General features: G+C 73.6%; 15 protein-coding genes and 1 tRNA gene. 7 read left to right on the forward strand and 9 right to left on the reverse strand.

Translation table 11 applies throughout. The features are described from left to right. The first annotated feature begins 15 nt into the window (after positions 1–15). Together ACI782_RS08910 and ACI782_RS08915 are read left to right on the forward strand one after the other, a co-directional pair. Positions 16–1,410 carry a cystathionine beta-synthase gene (locus ACI782_RS08910; protein ID WP_456908217.1) on the forward strand — a complete coding sequence of 465 codons (1,395 nt, stop codon included), beginning with the start codon at positions 16–18 and terminating at the stop codon, positions 1,408–1,410. Further along, entirely contained in the window at positions 1,407–2,564 is a 1,158-nt protein-coding gene (locus ACI782_RS08915; RefSeq protein WP_456908219.1) for a cystathionine gamma-synthase, read from the forward strand. The genes ACI782_RS08910 and ACI782_RS08915 overlap by 4 nt, the downstream gene beginning before the upstream one ends. Positions 2,565–2,618: 54 nt before the next feature. Here the strand turns inward: ACI782_RS08915 and ACI782_RS08920 are convergent, their stop codons facing one another. The 4 genes from ACI782_RS08920 to ACI782_RS08935 all read right to left on the reverse strand — a co-directional run bounded on the left by ACI782_RS08920 (position 2,619) and on the right by ACI782_RS08935 (position 4,622). Then, entirely contained in the window at positions 2,619–2,909 is a 291-nt protein-coding gene (locus ACI782_RS08920; protein ID WP_456908220.1) for a GNAT family N-acetyltransferase, read from the reverse strand. A 36-nt stretch (positions 2,910–2,945) separates the two neighbouring features. Further along, a complete protein-coding gene (locus ACI782_RS08925) occupies positions 2,946–3,137 on the reverse strand; it encodes a ferredoxin (RefSeq protein WP_456908222.1) in 192 nt (63 codons plus the stop codon). After that, complete coding sequence (locus ACI782_RS08930; protein WP_456908224.1) at positions 3,137–4,426, reverse strand: cytochrome P450; 1,290 nt, start codon at positions 4,424–4,426, stop codon at positions 3,137–3,139. Before ACI782_RS08930 ends, ACI782_RS08925 begins: the two co-directional genes overlap by 1 nt. A 122-nt stretch (positions 4,427–4,548) precedes the next feature. Next, positions 4,549–4,622 (reverse strand) — tRNA-Met (locus tag ACI782_RS08935). A gap of 100 nt (positions 4,623–4,722) precedes the next feature. Here ACI782_RS08935 and ACI782_RS08940 point away from each other — a divergent pair. The 3 genes from ACI782_RS08940 to ACI782_RS08950 all read left to right on the forward strand — a co-directional run bounded on the left by ACI782_RS08940 (position 4,723) and on the right by ACI782_RS08950 (position 8,226). Further along, a complete protein-coding gene (locus ACI782_RS08940; RefSeq protein WP_456908226.1) occupies positions 4,723–5,106 on the forward strand; it encodes a hypothetical protein in 384 nt (127 codons plus the stop codon). A gap of 392 nt (positions 5,107–5,498) precedes the next feature. Beyond that, complete coding sequence (gene zwf, locus ACI782_RS08945) at positions 5,499–6,881, forward strand: glucose-6-phosphate dehydrogenase (protein ID WP_456908228.1); 1,383 nt, start codon at positions 5,499–5,501, stop codon at positions 6,879–6,881. Next, positions 6,868–8,226 carry an NAD(P)/FAD-dependent oxidoreductase gene (locus ACI782_RS08950; RefSeq protein ID WP_456908230.1) on the forward strand — a complete coding sequence of 453 codons (1,359 nt, stop codon included), beginning with the start codon at positions 6,868–6,870 and terminating at the stop codon, positions 8,224–8,226. The genes zwf and ACI782_RS08950 overlap by 14 nt, the downstream gene beginning before the upstream one ends. Positions 8,227–8,290: 64 nt before the next feature. On the opposite strand, the gene ACI782_RS08955 is transcribed toward ACI782_RS08950, so the two are convergent. From ACI782_RS08955 to ACI782_RS08970, 4 genes are all read right to left on the reverse strand, one after another. Beyond that, positions 8,291–9,457: a cytochrome d ubiquinol oxidase subunit II gene (locus tag ACI782_RS08955; RefSeq protein ID WP_456908232.1), complete on the reverse strand. Its 1,167-nt coding sequence runs from the start codon at positions 9,455–9,457 to the stop codon at positions 8,291–8,293. Then, entirely contained in the window at positions 9,454–10,905 is a 1,452-nt protein-coding gene (locus tag ACI782_RS08960; RefSeq protein ID WP_456908234.1) for a cytochrome ubiquinol oxidase subunit I, read from the reverse strand. Before ACI782_RS08960 ends, ACI782_RS08955 begins: the two co-directional genes overlap by 4 nt. A 319-nt stretch (positions 10,906–11,224) precedes the next feature. Further along, positions 11,225–12,970, reverse strand: a complete 1,746-nt coding sequence (locus tag ACI782_RS08965; RefSeq protein ID WP_456908236.1) for an MFS transporter — start codon at positions 12,968–12,970, stop codon at positions 11,225–11,227. Between the two features lie 167 nt (positions 12,971–13,137). Continuing rightward, the gene (locus ACI782_RS08970; RefSeq protein ID WP_456908238.1) at positions 13,138–14,025 is read right to left on the reverse strand and encodes a helix-turn-helix domain-containing protein; all 888 of its coding nucleotides are present in this window, start codon (positions 14,023–14,025) and stop codon (positions 13,138–13,140) included. Positions 14,026–14,215: 190 nt separating this feature from the next. On the opposite strand from ACI782_RS08970, the gene ACI782_RS08975 reads away from it, so the two are divergent. Then, positions 14,216–15,031 (forward strand): alpha/beta fold hydrolase, encoded by an 816-nt coding sequence (locus ACI782_RS08975; protein WP_456908240.1) that lies wholly within the window; start codon positions 14,216–14,218, stop codon positions 15,029–15,031. Between the two features lie 97 nt (positions 15,032–15,128). Next, positions 15,129–16,628 (forward strand): flavin-containing monooxygenase, encoded by a 1,500-nt coding sequence (locus tag ACI782_RS08980; protein WP_456908242.1) that lies wholly within the window; start codon positions 15,129–15,131, stop codon positions 16,626–16,628. A 184-nt stretch (positions 16,629–16,812) separates the two neighbouring features. Here the strand turns inward: ACI782_RS08980 and ACI782_RS08985 are convergent, their stop codons facing one another. Continuing rightward, complete coding sequence (locus ACI782_RS08985; protein ID WP_456908244.1) at positions 16,813–20,040, reverse strand: heavy metal translocating P-type ATPase; 3,228 nt, start codon at positions 20,038–20,040, stop codon at positions 16,813–16,815. Positions 20,041–20,082 lie beyond the last annotated feature (42 nt).

Consider the following 20,082-nt stretch of genomic DNA (forward strand, 5'->3'; position numbering starts at 1 on the left):
CGAGGAGGGCCTCCCGTGCAGTACGCCGAGTCCGTCGTCGACCTGGTCGGCGACACCCCGCTGGTGCGGCTGAGCTCGGTCTCCCGCGACCTGGGGCCGGACGCGCCGCTGGTGCTGGCCAAGGTCGAGTACCTCAACCCCGGTGGGTCGGTGAAGGACCGGATCGCCGTGCGCATGGTCGACGCCGCGGAGGCCAGCGGCGCGCTGCAGCCGGGCGGCACGATCGTGGAGCCGACCAGCGGCAACACCGGCATCGGCCTGGCCCTGGTCGCCCAGCAGCGCGGCTACCGCTGCGTCTTCGTCTGCCCGGACAAGGTCGGCCAGGAGAAGATCAACGTGCTGAAGGCCTACGGGGCCGAGGTGCACGTGTGCCCCACCGCCGTCGACCCGGCGGACCCGCGCTCCTACTACTCGGTGTCCGACCGGCTGGCGCGCGAGCTGCCCGGCGGGTGGAAACCCGACCAGTACTCCAACCCGGCCAACCCGCAGTCGCACTACGAGACCACCGGCCCGGAGATCTGGGCGCAGACCGGGGGCCGGGTCACCTGCTTCGTCACCGGCGTCGGCACCGGCGGGACGATCAGCGGCACCGGCCGCTACCTCAAGGAGGCCTCCGGAGGGCGGGTGCGGGTCGTCGGCGCCGACCCCGAGGGCTCGGTCTACTCGGGCGGCACCGGCCGGCCCTACCTGGTCGAGGGGGTCGGTGAGGACTTCTGGCCGTCGGCCTACGACCGCACCGTGGCCGACGAGATCATCGCCGTCAGCGACGCGGACTCCTTCGCGATGACCCGCCGGCTGGCCCGCGAGGAGGGGCTGCTCGTCGGCGGCTCGTGCGGGATGGCGGTGGTGGCCGCGCTGCACGCCGCCGCGCGGCTGACCGCGGACGACGTCGTCGTCGTCCTGCTGCCCGACGGCGGCCGCGGCTACCTGAACAAGATCTTCAACGACGAGTGGATGGCCGACTACGGCTTCCTCGAGGAGACCGGCGGGGAGAGCGTCGGCGAGCTGCTCGCCACGAAGTCCGGAGCCACCCCGCAGCTGGTGCACACCCACCCCAACGAGACGGTGCGCGAGGCGATCGACATCCTCCGCGAGTACGGCGTGAGCCAGCTGCCCGTCGTCCGGGCCGAGCCGCCGGTGACCGCCGGCGAGGTGGTCGGGTCGGTGTCGGAGAAGGCGCTGCTGGACGCGCTGTTCGGCGGGCGGGCCAGCCTGTCCGACCGGGTCGAGCGGCACATGTCCGAGCCGCTGCCGATCATCGGGTCCGGCGAGCCGGTGAGCGCCGCGGTCGCCGCCCTGGGCGAGGCCGACGCGCTGCTCGTGCACGAGGACGGCAAGCCGGCCGGCGTGGTCACCCGCCAGGACGTGCTCGGTCACCTGGCCGGCCTCGCGCCTACGGTCGGCGCATGACCTCCTCCCCGCGGCTGCCCGGCTTCAACACCCGCGCCATCCACGCCGGGCAGGACCCGGACCCCGCGACCGGCGCGGTGATCGTCCCGGTGCACCTGACGACGACGTACAAGCAGGACGGCGTCGGCGGGCTGCGCGGCGGCTACGAGTACAGCCGCAGCGGCAACCCCACCCGGACGGCACTGCAGGAGGCGCTCGCCGCGCTCGAGCAGGGCCGGCACGGGCTGGCCTTCGCCTCCGGGCTGGCCGCGGAGGACACCCTGCTGCGGACGGTCTGCGAGCCGGGCAGCCACGTCGTCCTGGGCGGGGACGCCTACGGCGGCACGTTCCGGCTGATCTCGAAGGTGGCCTCGCGCTGGGGCGTCGAGCACACCCCGGCGGACCTGAACGACGTCGACGCGCTGCGGGCGGCGATCCGGCCGACGACGCGGGTGGTCTGGTGCGAGACGCCGACCAACCCGCTGCTCAACATCGCCGACGTCGCGCTGCTGGCCGAGGTCGCGCACGAGGCGGGGGCGCTGCTCGTCGTCGACAACACCTTCGCCTCGCCCTACCTGCAGCAGCCGCTGACCCTCGGGGCGGACGTCGTCGTCCACTCGACGACCAAGTACCTCGGCGGGCACTCCGACGTCGTCGGCGGCGCCCTGGTGGTCGGGGACGACGCCGACCTCGCCGAGCGGCTGGCCTTCTCCCACAACGCGATGGGCGCCGTGGCCGGGCCGTTCGACTCCTGGCTGGTGCTGCGCGGCATCAAGACCCTCGGCGTCCGGATGGACCGGCACCAGGCCAACGCCGCCCGCGTCGCCGAGTTCCTGCTCGGCTCCCCCGCTGTGACCTCGGTGCTCTACCCGGGGCTGCCCGACCACCCCGGCCACGACGTCGCGGTCGAGCAGATGTCCGGCTTCGGCGGGATGCTGTCGTTCCGGCTGGCCGGCGGTGAGGACGCCGCGCTGCGGGTGTGCGAGCGGGCGCGGGTGTTCACCCTCGCGGAGTCCCTCGGCGGCGTGGAGTCGCTGATCGAGCACCCGGCCCGGATGACCCACGCCAGCGCGGCCGGTTCACCGCTGGAGGTGCCCGGCGACCTGGTGCGCCTGTCGGTCGGCATCGAGGACGTCGAGGACCTGCTGGCCGACCTCGACCAGGCCCTCGCCTGAAACGGGGTGCGGGAACGCAGCCTTCCTGCACTGCTGCACTCCGCTGGCGCCCCGTCAGTGCTGGGGCGCGTCGACCAGGTCGGCGTAGTCCGGGTGCCGGGCGATCCAGCCGCGGATGAACGGGCACCGGGGCACCGCCCGCAGCCCCCGCGCCCGGACGTCGTCCAGCGCACCGCGGGCCAACGTGCTGCCGACTCCGCTGCCCTCCTGGTCGGGGTCGACCTCGGTGTGGGTGAACACGACGCGGTCCCCGTGCCGCCGGTAGGCGGCCAGGCCCAGCACCCGGTCGCCGTCGCGGACCTCGTAGCGGTCGGCCTCCGGGACGTCGGTGACGGTGAGCTCCATGCGGGCGGCAACCACCCGGCCCGGCGACGTTGTTCCTCAGTCGGTGAGGGACAGCGCCTCGGTGGGGCACCGGGCGACGGCGTCCCGGACCGCGGCCTCCTGGTCCGCGCCCGGCTCCGGCTGGAGCACGGTGACCACGCCGTCGTCCCCGACCTCGAAGACCTCCGGGACCAGGAGCTCGCACTGGCCGGAGCCGACGCAGCGGTCGAGGTCCGCGACGACCCGCATCACGCGGCCCCGGTCAGCCGGGCGGGCAGCCGCTTGACCCCGTTGACGAAGGAGGAGCGCAGCCGGTCCGGGGGGCCGGCCACCTCGAGGTCGGGCAGCTGGTCGAACAGCGCCCGGAAGGTCACCGCGAGCTCCCGGCGGGCCAGGTGGGCACCCAGGCAGTAGTGCGGGCCGCGCGACCCGAAGCCCACGTGCGGGTTGGGGTCGCGGGCGAGGTCGAAGACCTCCGGGTCGCGGAAGGCGGCGGGGTCCCGGTTGGCGGCGGCGTAGAACAGCAGGAACTTGTCGCCGGCGGAGAACCGGTGGCCGTTCACCTCGCCGTCCCGGGTGGCCGTGCGCCGCATCCAGGTGACCGGGCTCGCCCAGCGCACCACCTCCTCGACGGCGGTGCGGTCCAGCCCGGGGTCGGCCATCCAGCGGGCGCGCTGCTGCGGGTGCTCGGCGAGGGCCAGGACGCCCTGGGAGATGGCGTTGCGGGTGGTCTCGTTGCCGGCGACCAGCAGCAGGATGAAGAACGACGCGATCTCCTGGTGCGACAGCCGCTCGCCGTCCACCTCGGTCGTGACCAGGGCGGTGGTGAGGTCGTCGCGGGGGTCGGTCAGCCGCTCGGCGGCCAGTCGCTCCATGAGCGCGGCCAGGTCGATGCCGGCCTGCAGGACGGCGGTCATCGGGTCGTCCTGGTCCTCGACGAGCTCCGGGTCGCCGCCGGAGAGGATGACGTTCGAGTGGGCCAGGACCATCGGCCGGTCGGCCTCGGGGATCCCCATCATGTCGCAGATGACCTGCAGCGGGATCGGCGCGGCGACGTCGGCCACGACGTCGATCCGCCCGTCCTGTGCAGCCGCCGTCCGCCGGGCCCGCGCGAGGACGTCGTCGACCACCGTGCGCACCGAGTCCACGGTCCGCTCGAGCATGCGCGGGGTGAACGTCTTGGACACGATGCGGCGGATCTTGGCGTGCCGGGGGTCGTCCATGCTGATCAGCGAGCCGTAGAACTCGTTGAGGTCGGCCGGGATGTCCTGGATGGACACCGCGCCCCGCCTCGAGCAGAAGACGGCCGGCTGCGAGCTGATCGCCTCGACGTCGGCGTAGCGGGTCACCGCCCAGTAACCCGGGCCGGTCGGCAGCATCGGGATCTCGGGCTCGGCGAAGAAGGCGAACGGCCGCTCCCGGCGCAGCGCGGCGAAGGCGGCGTACCGCTCGGCCGGCGGGCGCAGCCACCACTCCCGGTCGGAGAGGTCCAGCGCGTCCAGGTCGACGGTGTCCGGTGCGGTGGCGTCGACGGTCACGGCTCCTCCTGCGAACGGTCAGCGGTGACCGGTCACGCTAGAGAGGAGGAGACGGAACGCACAACACGGTCCCGGGACGACGGAGGGCCCGGCCACCGTGGTGGCCGGGCCCTCCGGAGGAGTAGCGGGGACAGGATTCGAACCTGTGACCTCTGGGTTATGAGCCCAGCGAGCTACCGAGCTGCTCCACCCCGCGTCGCACCTCCACCATACACGCCGTCGAGAGCGGTGCCGCCGGACCCCCTCACTCGCGCGCCTCACCCTGTGTCCAGCTCTCGCGACCTACAGTCGCCGCCGTGGCGGAGGTGGCGACGAGCAGCTTCGTCGGCGACCCGCAGCCGGTGGAGGTCCTCCACGCCGGCGTCTGGTTCCCCGGCGAGCTCCTGGGCTGGCGATTCGAGGAGGACGGCAACTGCCGCGTGCGGGTCCGCTGCGTGGTGGGCGGCCTCCGGCACACCGCCTGGACTGACCTGGCCCACCTGCGCCTGCCGACGGCCGACGTCCCGGCCCCGGAAGACGACGCGCCCGCTCCCCCCGCCGCCGTCCCGGCCCCCCGGCCCACCGCGGACGACGACACCGGGCGGCACCCGCTGCTGCCCGCGTGGGAGCGGCACCAGCAGGCCGCGCCCCTCCCCCGGCCCCGGCGCTCGGGCCTCGTGGACTGGCTGACCGCCGGCTGACGTCGCATCGGTCCACCGGCACGGGGACTCCGCAGTCGTCGGCGGGCAGGTCGAGCTGACGCCGCGCCGGGCGGGACTCCCGGAGGAGCCGCCGGTCGATCGCCGGCGCGGCTCCGCGTGCGCGGTGGCGGCCGCGGAGCCGGGGTCACGCAGCCGCACGCTCCCCGCTCACGCCTCCGGCGCCATCCCCCGCCCCGGGTGACCCGCGGCACGACGGCCCGACGTCGTCACCCTCCGCCGGAACGGGCCGGGAGCCGCCGGGACCTCGGCGGGGTCACCCGCTACGGACGATGACACCCCACCACGCGGCGCCACCGTGGACCTCGGGACGTGGGCCGCCTCGCGCTCCGCCCGGAGACCGCGAGCACCCGGCCGAACGAGAGGACAGCAGGATGGCAACCACGCAGTTGAGCGCGCTCGTCGTGTTCGGCGCGACCGGGGACCTCGCAAAGCTCGAGACCTTCCCGGCGCTGGTGGGTCTGGTCGACCGCGACGTGCTGGACGTGCCCATCGTCGGGGTGGCCAAGAGCGGCTGGGGGCTGGAGCAGTTCCGCGCCTACGCGACCGACTCGCTGCGGCTCAACGGTATCGACCCGGACGCCGATCCGGCCAAGCGGATGCTCGACCTCCTGCAGTACGTCGACGGCGACCTCACCGACGACGCCACCTACTCCGCGCTGGCCGCGCTCGTGCCGCCCGGGCCTGCCCTGTTCTACCTGGAGGTCCCGCCGCCGCTGTTCGGCACGATCGCGCAGGGCCTGGCCCGGGCGGGACTGGCGACCGGTTCCCGGGTGATGGTGGAGAAGCCGTTCGGCACGGACCTCGCCAGCGCCCAGGCGCTCAACGCGACCATGCACGCCGTCTTCCCGGAGGACGCGATCTACCGCGTCGACCACTGGCTCGGGCTCGACCCGCTCGACAACGTGCTGACCGTCCGGTTCGCCAACTCCATCCTCGAGCCGCTGCTGAACCGCACCCACGTCGGCAGCATCCAGATCACGATGGCCGAGGCGTTCGACGTCGCCGACCGCGGCCGGTTCTACGACCGCACCGGCGCCATCCGCGACGTGGTGCAGAACCACATGCTGCAGGTCCTGGCCAGCGTCGTGGCCGACCCCCCGACCGGGCGCACCGTCGACGCGTGGCTCGACGCCAAGACCCGGGTGATCGAGTCGCTGCGACCGCTGACCCCCGCCACGACCGTCTTCGGGCAGTACGAGGGCTACTCCGACGTGGCCGGTGTCGCCCCGGGGTCCACGACCGAGACCTACGCCGCGGTCCGGCTGGAGATGGACTCGTGGCGTTGGGCCGGCGTGCCCGTCCTGATCCGGGCCGGCAAGACCATGCCGGTCACCGCAACCGAGGTCGAGATCCGCTTCCGGCGTCCGCCGCACGACATCCTCGGGCAGTTCTTCGGCGTCGAGACCCCGACGGTGCCCAACGCGATCCGGTTCCGGATCTGGCCCGGGGTGCAGGTCACGCTGACCCTGGCCGGCAAGAAGCCCGGCCCGGGCCTGGTCCCCCAGTTGCAGGAACTGACCTTCGCCGAGGACCCCGGCTCGAACATGCGTCCCTACGACCGGCTCATCGGCGCCGCACTGGACGGCCGGCGGCTGCCGTTCGCCCGGCAGGACGCCGTGGAGGCCGCCTGGCGGGTCGTCGACCCGATCCTGGGCGACGCGGTGCCGGTGCGGCCCTACGCGCGCGGGACGTGGGGCCCGAGCGAGGCCGACCGTCTGCTCCCCGAGGGAGAGACCTGGCATGACCCCCGCTGATGACCCGGCTCCCACCGGCGCGCGCCCGCGGGTGGTGATCGTCGGCGGCGGGTTCGCGGGCGTGGGCTGCGCCCGCGAGCTGGCCGACGCGGACGTCGACGTGACCCTGATCGACCGGAACAACTACCACCAGTTCCAGCCGCTGCTCTACCAGGTGGCCACCGCCCAGCTGGCTCCCGTCGACGTCGGCACGCCGCTGCGGACCATGTTCCGCAAGCAGGGGAACATCGACGTCAAGCAGGCCGAGGTCAGCGAGGTCGACGTCGACAGCCGGACCGTCAGCACGGCCGACGGGCTCCGTTGGACCGGCGACCACCTGGTCCTGGCCACGGGCGCCCAGCCGAACTTCTACCGCACCCCCGGCGCGGCCGAGCACAGCCTGCCGCTGTACTCCCTGCCGGACGCCGAGCGGCTGCGCTCCCGCATCCTGGAGGCGTTCGACGCCGCCGACCGGGACCCGCGCCTGATCGACAGGGGGGCGCTGACCTTCGTCGTGGTCGGCGGCGGCGCCACCGGGGTCGAGATCGCCGGGGCGCTGGCGGACTTCGTCAACACCGTGGTCCCGGAGGAGTACCACGACCTCGCGGTGCACCAGGCGCGGATCCACCTGGTCGACCACGGCAACACGCTGCTGGGCCCCTTCTCCCAGCAGGCCCACGAGTACGCGGCGAAGGTGCTGCAGCGCGACGGGGTGCGGCTGCACCTGGGCACGGGCGTCGAGGAGGTGACGCCCGCCGCCGTCCGGCTGGAGGGCGGGACGACGCTGCCCACCCGGTGCGTGATCTGGGCCGGGGGCGTCCAGGCCGCCGACGTGGCGGCACGCTGCGGGCTCCCCCGCGGGCGAGGCGGCCGCCTCCGGGTCGGCCACGACCTGTCCGTGGAGGGGCACCCGCGCGTGTTCGTCCTCGGTGACGTCGCCGCGGTGGAGAGTCCGGACGGGTCCCCCTACCCGCAGCTCGGGTCGGTCGCCCTGCAGCAGGGGCAGTGGACGGCCAAGAACATCCGGCGCGACCTGGCCGGCCAGCCGCGCCGGGCCTTCCACTACCACGACAAGGGGATCATGGCCATGATCGGCCGCGGGGCCGCCGTGGCCGAGATGGGGCACAAGCGCCACGAGCTGCACGGCTCGATCGCCTTCGCGTCCTGGCTCGGCGTGCACGCGTGGCTGATGAGCGGCGTCCGCAGCCGGGTCGACGCGTTCGTCTCCTGGGGCTGGGACTACTTCAGCGGCAACCGGTCACCCGGCCTGATCGACCACCCCTCGGCCGCCACCATCGACTGGAGCGAGGCCGCCGACGTCCCGGCCCCGCGCGCGCCCGCCCCGACGACGGTCCCGGCGGGCTGAGCGCGGGCGAGCACGCGGACCGCGTGCGTGAGGCGCGTGGCGCGGCCGCGGGCGGCGTGGGTGATCACGGCTCCTCGACGGTCGTCCTCCGGTCCTGACCTGTGGGCGCCGGCCCGGCCGTCCTGGGTGGGGGCACCACCGAGACTCCACCGACCCCGGGGCGGCTCGAGTCCACAGGAGGCCGTTCTCCGGCCGCCGACGGGCCCACCCTCGGGTCCCCGACGTCCGCGACGCCCTCCTCGGGCAGGAGGCCCTTCTGGTCCAGGACGTAGAGCAGGACGAAACCGGGCACGACGAGCACCACGGCGACCCCGAACGCGACGAGCACCGCGGTCAGCGTGCCGGTCGGCGCGGCGGCAGCCGCGAAGGTGAGGCTCTCGGGGAGCAGGTAGGGCCACTGCGCCACTGCCCAGGCGCCCACGACGCTCGCCACCGCGAGGACGGCGAGCAGGCGCGCACCTCGGGTCGCATCGCGGAGCAACAGCCCGAGGGCGCCCACGCCGGAGAGCACGCTCAAGACGACCAGCGGGAGGGCGTTCGAGGCGAGCCCGTCGAACAGGTACCGGGCGTCGGAGCGCAGCACGGCGACACCGACGACACCGACCACCGCGACCGCGACCGCGGCCCCGATGGCCCGGCGCCGGAAGTAGCGCGCCATGTCCACGTCACCGAACCGCCGGGCGTCCCACACGAGGTAGACGGCGGCCAGGTACGCCACCGCGGCGACGGCGAGCGTCCCACCGAGCACCGAGGTGGGGTTGACCCAGCTGTCCACCGGGTCGCCCGCCCTGCCGCCCGCGGGCACGCGGCCGGACGCGATGCCACCGGCGACCGCTCCGAGGAAGTAGGGCACCAGGAGCGACGACAGGGCGAACGCCCGGCCCAGCACACGCCTGTTCCGGGAGACGTCGACGGTCTTGCGGAAGGCGAAGCTGGCACCGCGGAACACGACGCCCAGGGCGGCGAGGGTGAGCGGGACGAACAGCGTCAGCATGATCGAGGCGTAGGCCTCGGGGAACGAGGTCCACAGGAGGACGAAGACGAAGACGAGCCAGACGTGGTTGGCCTCCCACACCGGCCCGATCGATCTCTCGATCACCCGGCGCGGCCGTTCACCGGCCGCGCCCTCGCCGGCGGTGAGCTCCCAGAAGCCGGCCCCGAAGTCGGCGCCGCCGAACAGCGCATAGGCCAGCACGGCCGCGAGCAGGACGACGGCGACCGTGGTGCTCATGACACGGTCTCCTCCTGGCGGACGACGGCCGGAGGCGGCACGTCGTCGGCGCCGTACGGGGTGTCGCTGTCGGTGAAGCCGCCGGACTCGCGGAACCGCCGGCTCATGCGGCGCAGCACGAGGATCGTCGTCAGGGCCACGGCGAGGTAGAGCAGGACCACAGCGACGAACGTGATCCAGACCCCGGTGTTGCCCGTCGCGGCGTCCTCGACCCTCGTGTACTCGTAGACGATCCACGGCTGGCGGCCGACCTCGGTGACGATCCACCCGGCCTCCATGGCCAGCACGCCCAGCACGCCGGAACAGGCCGCTGCGCGCAGGAACCACCGGGACGCGGGCATCCGCCGGCGGAACAGCCAGCTGGCGCCGTACCAGAGGGTCAGGAGGAACAGGAGTGTGCCGAGGCCGACCATCACGTCCCAGGCCAGGTGGACGATGTTGACCTCCTGGAGGGTCGGGGCCTGGTCCGCGGGGACGGTGTCGAGCCCCTGCACGACGGTCGCCCTGCCGGTGCTGGGGTCCGACAGCCACGAGGCGAGCCCGGGGATCGGGATGCCGCCGCTGACGGTCCCGTCCTCGTTCAGGTGACCCAGCAGCGTCTCCGGGACGTCGCTGCTCGTCTTCGGGACCAGCTCGATCGCGGCGAACTTCACCGGCTGGTTGTTGTAGACCCAGCGCGCGAGCGAGTCCCCGACCGCCATCTGGATCGGGGTGGCGATCGCGGCCACCGTGAAGGCGATGGTGAAGGCCAGCCGGTGGTAGCGGTCGGTGCGTCCGCGCAGCATGCCCGCGGCGTAGACCGAGGCGACCAGGAAGCCGCCCACGAGGTAGGTGGCGACGAGCATGTGCGCCGCCTGCAGCGGCATGGACTCGTTGAAGACCACGCCGATCGGGTCCACCGCGGTCACGTTGCCGGCCGCGTCGAGCGTGAAGCCGGACGGCGAGTTCATCCACGCGTTGGCCGCGACCACCGACATGCTGCCGAAGATCCCGGCCAGCACGATCGGGACGCCGGTCCAGAAGTGCACCCAGGGTCTCAGCCGCCGCCAACCGAAGATGTAGATCGAGATGAAGACGGCCTCGGTGAAGAAGAAGATCCCCTCGAAGGCGAAGGGCACCCCGAACGCCGCGCCCCACTGACCCATGAACCGGGGCCAGAGCAGGCCGAACTCGAAGCTGAGGACCGTTCCGGTCACCGCTCCGACCGCGAAGGTCACCGCCATGTACTTCGACCAGCGCTGCGCGATCACCAGGGCGTCGCGGTCGTTGTGCCTGACCGCCCGGTAGTTCGCCACCAGGGTCATGAACGCCCACGAGACGCCCAACGGCACCAGGATGATGTGGCACATCAGGGTGAAGGCCATCTGGGCCCGTGCCCAGGGGACGGGGTCGACGGACGACGCCGCTGCATACGTCTCGAGTGCACCCGTCTCGAGCACCGAGATCACTCGGCCCACCCCCTCGGGTGATGAGCACCGGCCGCGCACGGCACGACGGCGCCGCTGCCGCGCGTCACGGCCGCGAGGCTGCCGGGATCGCTGTGGTCATGGCCGTGAATCTGGGCGGTCCGCGGCGGCGAGGCATCGCCCCCCGCGGGTGAGGCAGGTGCCAGGAGGTGGGCCGGTGCGGGCCCGGATGAGGACTCCACCGGCCAGGCGGCAGCAGGGCGAGCACCTGTCCGGGCCGTGCCCGGGAGCGGTGGCATCCGTCCCGCAGGGGACCTCGAGCGTGAGCTACCCGCGGTCACGCGGAACCGGAGCAGGACCGCTACCGGTCCCGGTCCGGCCGCTGGGGTTCCGCAGCCGGAGCTCCGTCGGGGAGGCGCTCCTCCGCGCGGTGCCGGCCACCACCGGCGGGGGGCTCGGCGGGCGGGCGCGGTGCCGGGACGTCCGGGCCCGCGGCTGCGCGCTCCGCCGGGCTCGCCTCCGGAGCCGCGCCGACGGGCGGTGGGTCGTCGTCCCGGTAGCTCGCCAGCAGCCGGCGCTCCGCGTCCCGCTTCGGGAACCGGAGGAACACCAGCGCCGCGCCGAGCAGCACGGCGATGATCCCCGCGAGATAGGCCCACTGGTCGCCCTGCAGGAACGCGGTCCGGGCCGCGGCCACGATCTCGTCGGCCTGCGCGGGGTACCGCTGCGCGGTGTCCGCCGCACTGGCGAAGGACTTGGTCAGCTCGTTCTGCACGCTGCTGGAAACGTCCCCGCCGGACGCGGTGAGCTCGGCGGTGGCGGCCGCGGCGTAGCCGGCGGTGAGCAGCGCACCGAAGACCGACTGCATGACCGCCCCGCCGAGATCCCGCTGCAGGTCCGCGGTACCGGACGCCATGCCGACCCGGTGCACCGGCACCGACCCCGTCAGCGAGTGCGAGGCCGGGGTGCCGGCCAGCCCGACGCCGATCCCGATCACGGCGTAGCCGAGCCCCACCCGCCAGTAGCCGGCGTCCTCCCCCCACAGCAGCAGCATCACGAGGAAGCCGAGCAGCACGAACGCGTAGCCGCACAGCAGCGTGAACCGGGCACCGTGCGACTCGACGAGCGCCGCCGAGCGCGGTGCCACCAGCACCATCAGCGCCGCGGCGGGCAGGATGGCCAGCCCGGCCTCGAACGTGGAGTAGCCGAGCACGTTCTGCAGGTACTGCTGGCCGATGAACATGGCGCCCATCAGCGAGCCGAAGACGATCACCCCGGCGCAGGCGGCGACCCAGAAGGTCGGTCGGGCGGCCACCGCCAGGTCGTACAGCGGTTCGCGCGCGCGGCGCTGCCGGAGGACGAACACCACCAGCGCGACCAGCGCGAGGGCGGCGAGCGCGAGGGTCAGCGTGCTCGCACTCGGCACCGGCGCGAAGTTGATCGACAGGATCAGCGAGCCGACGAGCACCAGCGACAGCAGCCCGCCCCAGTTGTCGACCGAGCCGGTCGCCTCGTTGACGTGCGCCGGCACCAGCGCCCACGCCATGACGACGGCGAGCACGGCCAGGGGCAGGGTGAGCAGGAAGACCGACCCCCACCAGAACGAGTCCAGCAGCAGTCCCGAGCAGACCGGGCCCAGCGCGGCGATCGCGCCCCCGACGCCGGACCACAGCGCGATCGCCTTCGTCCGGCCGGGACCGCTCCACAGCGCGGTGACCAGCGCCAGCGTCGTCGGGAAGGCCATCCCGGCCGCGATGCCACCGCCCAGACGGGCCAGGAACAGCACCCCGTCGCTGGGGGCGTAGGCCGCCAGCAGCGACATCGGGACGGCGAGGCCGGTGCCCGAGAGGAGCATGAGCTTGCGCCCGTACCGGTCGCCCAGCGCGCCCAGCCACAGCACCGAGCACGCGAGGCCCAGCGAGTAGCCCACCGCGATCAGGTCCAGCGCCGTCTGGCTGGAGTCGAACTGGCGACCGATCGACGGCAGCGCCACGTTCGCCACCGAGAGGTTCAGGTTCGCCACCGCGGCGACCAGGATCAGGGAGGCGAGGACCAGCCCGGCCCGCCGGGGCGCGGTGCCCGTCTCGGGCGGAGTCGCAACGGCCATCCCGGCACGCTCGCCCGGACCGCGCCGTCCGGCATCACCCGGACCGGACGACGCGCTGGCTGAGCCGCACCCGACCGCCCGTCCTCGGGACCGTGGCCCGGGCTGCTACCGGAGGGACTGCCGCAGCCGGACGGAGCCGCCGGCGTCCGGCGTGTCCGCGCAGCGGGCTAGCGCTGCCGGCTCCGGTACCGGCCCGGCGTGACGCCGATCCGCTTCTTGAACTCGCGGGTCAGATGCGGCTGGTCGGCGAAGCCGCAGCTCGCAGCGATGTCGGGGAGCAGGTCGCCGGTGCGCTCCAGGAGCGTGCGGGCGCGCTCGACGCGCTGCTGGAGGACGAACGCGTGGGGCGTCGTACCGAACGTCGTCCGGAACTTGCGGGCGAAGTGGAAGCGGCTCAGCCCGGCGACGGCGGCGAGATCGTCCAGGGAGAGGGTCTCGCCGAGGTGTTCGTGGACGTGGTCGCGGACCGCGCGGTCCTGCTCGAAGGTGAGCCCGTCGGACCCGCCGGACTCCCGGAAGAGGACGTGCGCGTGCTTCCTCAGGATCTGCACGGCGAGTTGGCAGGACAGTGAGTCGACCATCAGCTTGCTGCCGGAGGCACCCTGGACGGCTTCCTGGGCGATCTGCATGACCGTGCGGTGGATCGCCGGGTCCTCGGCCTTGACGGTGTCGTGCAGCTCGACGTCCTCCACGTCGCGCTCGTACATCTGGCGACACGTCCTGGCGAGCTCGTCCTGCGTCAGGTAGACGTGCACGACCTCGATGTCGCGCGGCCACACCCAGTGGGACTCGACGGCGCGTGTGAGCAGTGAGACGTCGCCCGGACGCAGGTCCCCGCTCGTCCAGGTCGCGGAGACGCGCCGGCGCATCGGAGTGGTCCCCCGCCGGTAGGCGACGACGGCGTGGTCCCGCAGGGGCGGGACGAGGACGTCGGAGGGTCCATAGCGGTACCCGCGGACCGACACCCCTTCCCAGCCCGCGTCGGGGTTGTGGACGGTCAGCCGTCCAGGGACCCAGGCCGGCAGCTGGTCGGGGGCGATCAACTGCTGCGCCATGGTGGCCTCCGGGGTCCGCAGCGCACGGCAACGCCGACGAGCTCTCAGAGCGTAGGTCCGGTGACGTGGGTCACGCAGCCGCTCGTTCCGACACCGTCGCCGACCGCACGCCCGGCGCCAGCACGTTTCTTCAAATCGGGCTGACCTGAGGTTCAAGCGCTCACCGGCCACCGCCGGGCATGGTCACGGCATGCCGCTGGCGCGTGTCCGTACCGGTGTCGGCCTGCACTACGACATCAGCGGGGAGGGAGAGCCGGTCCTCCTGGTGATGGGGACGTCGGGGTCGCTCGGCCTCTGGGCGGAGAAGGTCCCCCGGCTCGCCGAGCGACACCGGGTGATCGCCTTCGACAACCGCGGCCTGGGGGGCAGCGAGCGCGGGGAGGGAGCCATCACGGCCGCGTCCATGGCGGAGGACGCCTGCGCGTTGCTGGAGGCCCTGGAGGTCCCGAGAGCGCACGTCGTCGGTTGGTCGCTCGGCTCGGCCGTGGCCCAGGAGATGGCGCTGGCCCACCCGGAGCAGGTGGCCTCGGCCGTGCTGTACGCCACGTGGGGCCGCTGCGACGGCTTCCAGCGCAGCATCTTCACCGCGCTCCGGCATCCGTACGCCACGCGTGACATGGAAGCCGCGCTGGCGGTCGCCGGACTCGCCTTCTCACCGCAGCTCCTCGACCACCCCGACTTCCTGCAGCTCCTGGAACCGATGGCGCCCTTCTTCCCGCAGAACGAGGAGCAGATGGCGGTCACCACGGAGCAGTGGGACGCCGACCTGGCGCACGACACGCTCGACCGGCTCGGCGGGATCACTGCGCCGACCCTCGTGGTCGTGGGTGAGCAGGACCTGCTCACCCCACCGTGGCAGTCCAAGGCGGTGGCCGACCGGATCCCCGGCGCCCGGTACGAGCTCATCACCGGACCCGGCTCGAGCCACTGCCTGCACCTCGAGCGGCCCGAGGACCTGGTGCGCGTCGTCACCGACTTCCTCGCCGAGAACCCCGTCCAGGACTGACCGGCCGCCCTCCGGCGCCACAGACGCCACGGCCGAGGACACCGGCGCCCGGCCGGCAGTGGACCACTCCACAGAGCACGCCACAGAAGGGGAGACCATGGACACCGAGGTCTACGAGGTCGCCATCCTCGGCGCCGGCCTGGCCGGCCTGGGGATGGGGATGAAGCTGAAGATGGCGGGTGAGGACTCGTTCGTCATACTGGAGAAGGCCGACCGCGTCGGCGGCACCTGGCGGGACAACAGCTATCCCGGCGCCAGCTGCGACGTGCAGTCGCACCTGTACTGGTTCTCGTTCGACGAGCAACCCGACTGGAGCCGGGTCTACGCCATGCAGCCGGAGATCCAGGCCAACATCGAGCGGCTGGTCGCCCGGCGCGGGCTCAACCACCACATCCGGCTGGGCGCCGAGGTCACCGAGGCCGTGTGGCTGGAGGAGGTCGGGCACTGGCTGATCACCACGCTGTCCGGTGAGCAGGTCCGGGCCCGCGCCTTCGTCGCCGCGTGGGGCCAGCTCAACCGGCCCAGCTTCAAGGGCATCGAGGGCCGGGAGCACTTCGACGGCGACTCCTGGCACTCGGCGCGGTGGCGGCACGACGTCGACCTGTCCGGCAAGCGGGTCGCGAGCATCGGCAACGGCGCCAGCGCCGTGCAGTTCATACCCGAGGTGGCCGAGCTCGCGGGCCACCTGACGGTGTTCCAGCGCACCCCGAACTACGTCGTCCCCCGGTTGGACCGGCCGTACACCGAGGAAGAGCGGCGGGTGTTCCTGGCGGACCCGGCGAAGCTCCAGGAGAGCCGGGACGGCTTCTACTGGGAGCACGAGGGCTGGATCGGCGCCATGAAGCTCGAGGACAACCCGGTCGCCCAGGAGTTCACCCGCGTCGCCCGGGAGCACCTCGAGAGCCAGATCCCCGACCCCGAGCTGCGCGAGAAGCTCTGGCCGGACTACCCCATCGGCTGCAAGCGCATCATCATCGCCGACACCTTCTACCCGACCTTCATGCGGGACGACGTCGAGCTGGTCACCGAGCGGATCGACCGGATCGAGCCCCGGGGCGTCCGCACGGCCGACGGCCGGCTGCACGAGATGGACGTGATCATCTACGCCACCGGCTTCGAGACGCTGTCCTTCATCGGACACGTCGAGATCATCGGCCGCTCGCCGAAGAGCTGGCCCCCGCGCCACGGCGAGGGCGTGTCCCTGAGGGACGCATGGCGGGAGGGCCCGGAGGCCTACCTCGGGATGACCGTGTCCGGCTTCCCGAACCTGTTCATCCTCTACGGGCCGAACACCAACCTCGGCCACAACTCGATCATCGCCATGCTCGAGTGCCAGTTCGACTACGTGCTCCAGGCCCTGCAGACCGCGAAGCAGAAGGGCGCCGCGCTGGACCTGCGACCCGAGGTCCTCGAGCACTACAACGCACAGCTGCAGGACGAGCTCCGGGACAGCTCCTTCGCCGGCAACTGCAACAGCTGGTACAAGACGCCCGACGGGCGCATCACCAACAACTGGTCCGGCAGCGTCGAGGACTACCGCAAGCGCACCGCGGAGCTCGACGTCGCTGACTACGAGCTGGTGGCCGCATCCGGGTGACCGTGCGACGGCCCGTCGGTCCCGGCGACCGAGAGGACCGACGGGCACACCGCCCGGCCACCGTCGCCGGTCGTCCGCTACTCGAACGGTCCGCCACGGGCTTCCCCCGGCCCGGGGTGTCCGGAGGGCGAGGAGCGTCCCCGGACGCCGGCCGTCCGGCGTGCGGGGACGCTCCTCGCGGCGCTCAGGCCGCCCGGACGGTGAACGGCGCGGTGATCACCCGGCCGTCGGCGAGCCGGAACTGCGCCCACAGCCGGTAGGTGCCGGCGGTCGGGAACTCCGCGTGCAGGTCGAGTTCCGGGCCGAACGTCTGCCCGGGGAGGGCGAACACCGGTCGGCCGTCGGCGTCGGTCACCTCGGCGTGCTCGTGGGCGAACGTCGCGCCGTCCGCCCGCACGACCACCACGTGGCCGGCGGCGGCCAGGTAGGGCTGCAGGTCGTCGACCGGCCGACCGGAGTCCGCGTCGGTGAGCGAGAGGTCCAGGTCGCTGACCCCGCCGGCCTCCGCGTCGCCCCCGAGCTCGACGCGCACCCCGTCCACGACCACGGCGCGCGGCCCGGCCGCCAGGGTCGCAGGCTCCGGCGCGGTGCCGGCGACGGTGACCACCTGCCGGGAGTGGACGTCGCCCATCTCGCCCTGCCGCCGGAACTCGGTGTTGACGACGTACCGGCCGGCGGTGGGGAACGTGACGTCCACGGCGAGCTGCCCGGGCTCGCCGGTCGGCTGCGGGTGGACGTGGGCGAACGTGCCGAGGTCCGCGCGGGTGGCGATCAGGTGCATCCACGCCTCGTGGCTGCGGGTGAGGTCCTCGACCGGCTCCCCCGTCGCGGCGTCGACGACGGTGGCGACCACCCGCGTCGGCCGGGCCGGCCGCGCCGTCGGCGGGACGTCGAGCCGCACCTCGAGCCCGGCGTCGGCGGCCTCGGTCGCCGGCACCTCGGCGGTCATCATCTCGCTCATCGCGGGGCGCATCGGCATGCCGGTGCCCTGCGCCCAGGCCAGCTGGCCGTTCATGCCGCGTTCGGCGACGTCCGTGCGGCTGAGCGCGGTGAGGCCCGCGCCCAGGGCGAGCGCGACGACCGCGACGCCGGTCAGGTAGGCGTACTGGCCCGCACGCGTCCGCAGCGGCGGGGACAGGATCTCGTCGACGGTGGCCGGGCGGCGGAACCGGCGCAGCCGCAGCGCGTTGGTGAGCACGCTGACCGAGCTCATCGCCATCGCGGCCGAGGCGAGCACCGGGTCGAGCAGCAGGCCGTTCCACCAGTACAGGGCACCGGCGGCCACCGGCACGAGCAGCAGGTTGTAGCCGAACGCCCAGCCCAGGCCCTGCTTCATCGTCGTGACGGTGCGCCGGGACAGCGCGATCGCCGAGACGACGCCGCGCAGGTCGCCGCCGACGAGGGTGACGTCGGAGGCGGCGATCGCCACGTCGGCGCCGGTGCCGATCGCGATGCCGACGTCGGCGGCCGCCAGGGCGGCGGCGTCGTTGACGCCGTCGCCGGCCATCGCGACGACGGAGCCCCGCTCCTGCAGCGCGCGGACCTGCGCCGCCTTCTCGGCGGGCAGCACCTCGGCGAGCACGTGCTCGATGCCGACCTCGGCGCCGATGGCCCGCGCGGTGGCGGCGTCGTCGCCGGTGAGCATCCAGACCTCGACGCCGAGCGCCCGGAGCTGGGCCACCGCCTCGGCGGACCCCGGCTTGACCGTGTCGGCGACGGCGATCGTCGCCGCCGGCTCGCCGTCGACCGCGACGAACACCCCGGTCTGCCCGGCCGCGGCGGCCCGCGCGGCGGCACCGGCGAGCGCGGAGACGTCGACTCCCCGCGCGGCCATCATCGCCCGGTTGCCCACGGCCACCGTGCGGCCCTCGACCACGGCGTCGATGCCGTGCCCGGGAACGGCGTCGAAGGACCGCACCGCCGGCAGGCGCAGCCCACGCTCGGCGGCGGCGGTGACGATCGCCCCGCCGACGGGGTGCTCGCTGCCGGTCTCGGCGGCGGCGACCAGCGCCAGCACGGCGTCCTCGCGCCAGCCGCCGACGGGGGTCACCGAGGCCACGGCGGGCGTGCCCCGGGTGATCGTGCCGGTCTTGTCCAGCACGACGGTGGTCACCCGTCGGGCGGTCTCCAGCGCGTCGCCGTTGCCGATGAGGATCCCCAGCTCGGCCGCGCGGCCGGTGCCGACCATGACCGCCGTCGGGGTGGCCAGACCCAGCGCGCACGGGCAGGCGATGATCAGCACGGCGATCGTCGTCGTGATCGCCATCGTCAGCCGGCCGGTGTCCGGGCCGGCCAGCGCCCACGCCGCGAACGTCGCCGCGGCCAACAGCAGCACGACCGGCACGAACCAGGCCGAGACCCGGTCGGCGAGCCGCTGCATCGGCACCTTGGCGCCCTGCGCGTCCTCGACCAGGCGGACGATCTGCGCCAGCGCGGTGTCCTCGCCGACCGCGGTGGCCCGCAACACCACGGTGCCGGTGCGGTTGAGCGTGGCGCCGATGACGGGATCGCCGGCGACCTTCTCCACCGGCAGGCTCTCGCCGGTCAGCATGCTCTCGTCCACCGCGGTCGCGCCGTCGGTGACGACGCCGTCGACCGGCACCTTCTCCCCCGGCCGCACCCGCACGAGGTCACCGACGACGACCCGCTCGACGGGGACGTCGACCTCGGTGCCGTCGCGCAGCACCCGCGCGGTCCTCGGGGCCAGCCCGACCAGCGCCGTGATCGCCGAGGCGGTGCGCTTCCTCGCCCGCCCCTCCATCCACCGGCCGGCCAGGACCAGGGCGAGGATGACCAGCGAGGTCTCGAAGTAGACGTGCAGCGGCAGGCCCCAGCGCTCGGCCGCGGCCGGCCAGAGGGTGACGAAGGCGCTGTAGCCGTAGGCGACCCCGGTGCCGAGCGCCACGAGCGTGTTCATGTTCGTCGACCCGTGCCGGGCAGCGGCCCAGGCGGCGCGGTAGACGTCCTTGCCGGCCCAGGACTGCACGACGGTGGCGACCACGAGGATCGCCGGCATCAGCCAGTCCATCGTGTCCAGGTACAGCGGCACGTACATCAGGCCCATCAGCCCGAGGCCGACGGCGAGGGTGGCCTGCCACTTCCGCCTCAGCGCGGCCAGGGCGGCGTCGTCGCCGTCGTCGTCCTCGGCCGGGACCGTCTCCGGGGCCGGCTGCGCCTCACGGCGGGGGGTGGCGGTGTAGCCGGCGCGGGCCACGGCGGCGGTCAGCTCGCCGGGACCGGTCAGCTCCGGGTCGAAGCGGACGGTGGCCACCTCGGTGGCCAGGTTGACCTGGGCCTCGGTCACGCCGTCGACGCGGCTGAGGGCCCGCTCCACCCGGCCCACGCAGGAGGCGCAGGTCATCCCGCCGATCTCGAGCGTGCACACGGTGGGTGGCGGCGCGGTGGTCGTCATCGTCGATCTCCTGGTCGTCGGGCTGGTGGGGTCGGGGTCGAG

The sequence above is a fragment of the Geodermatophilus sp. SYSU D00703 genome (assembly GCF_054050155.1).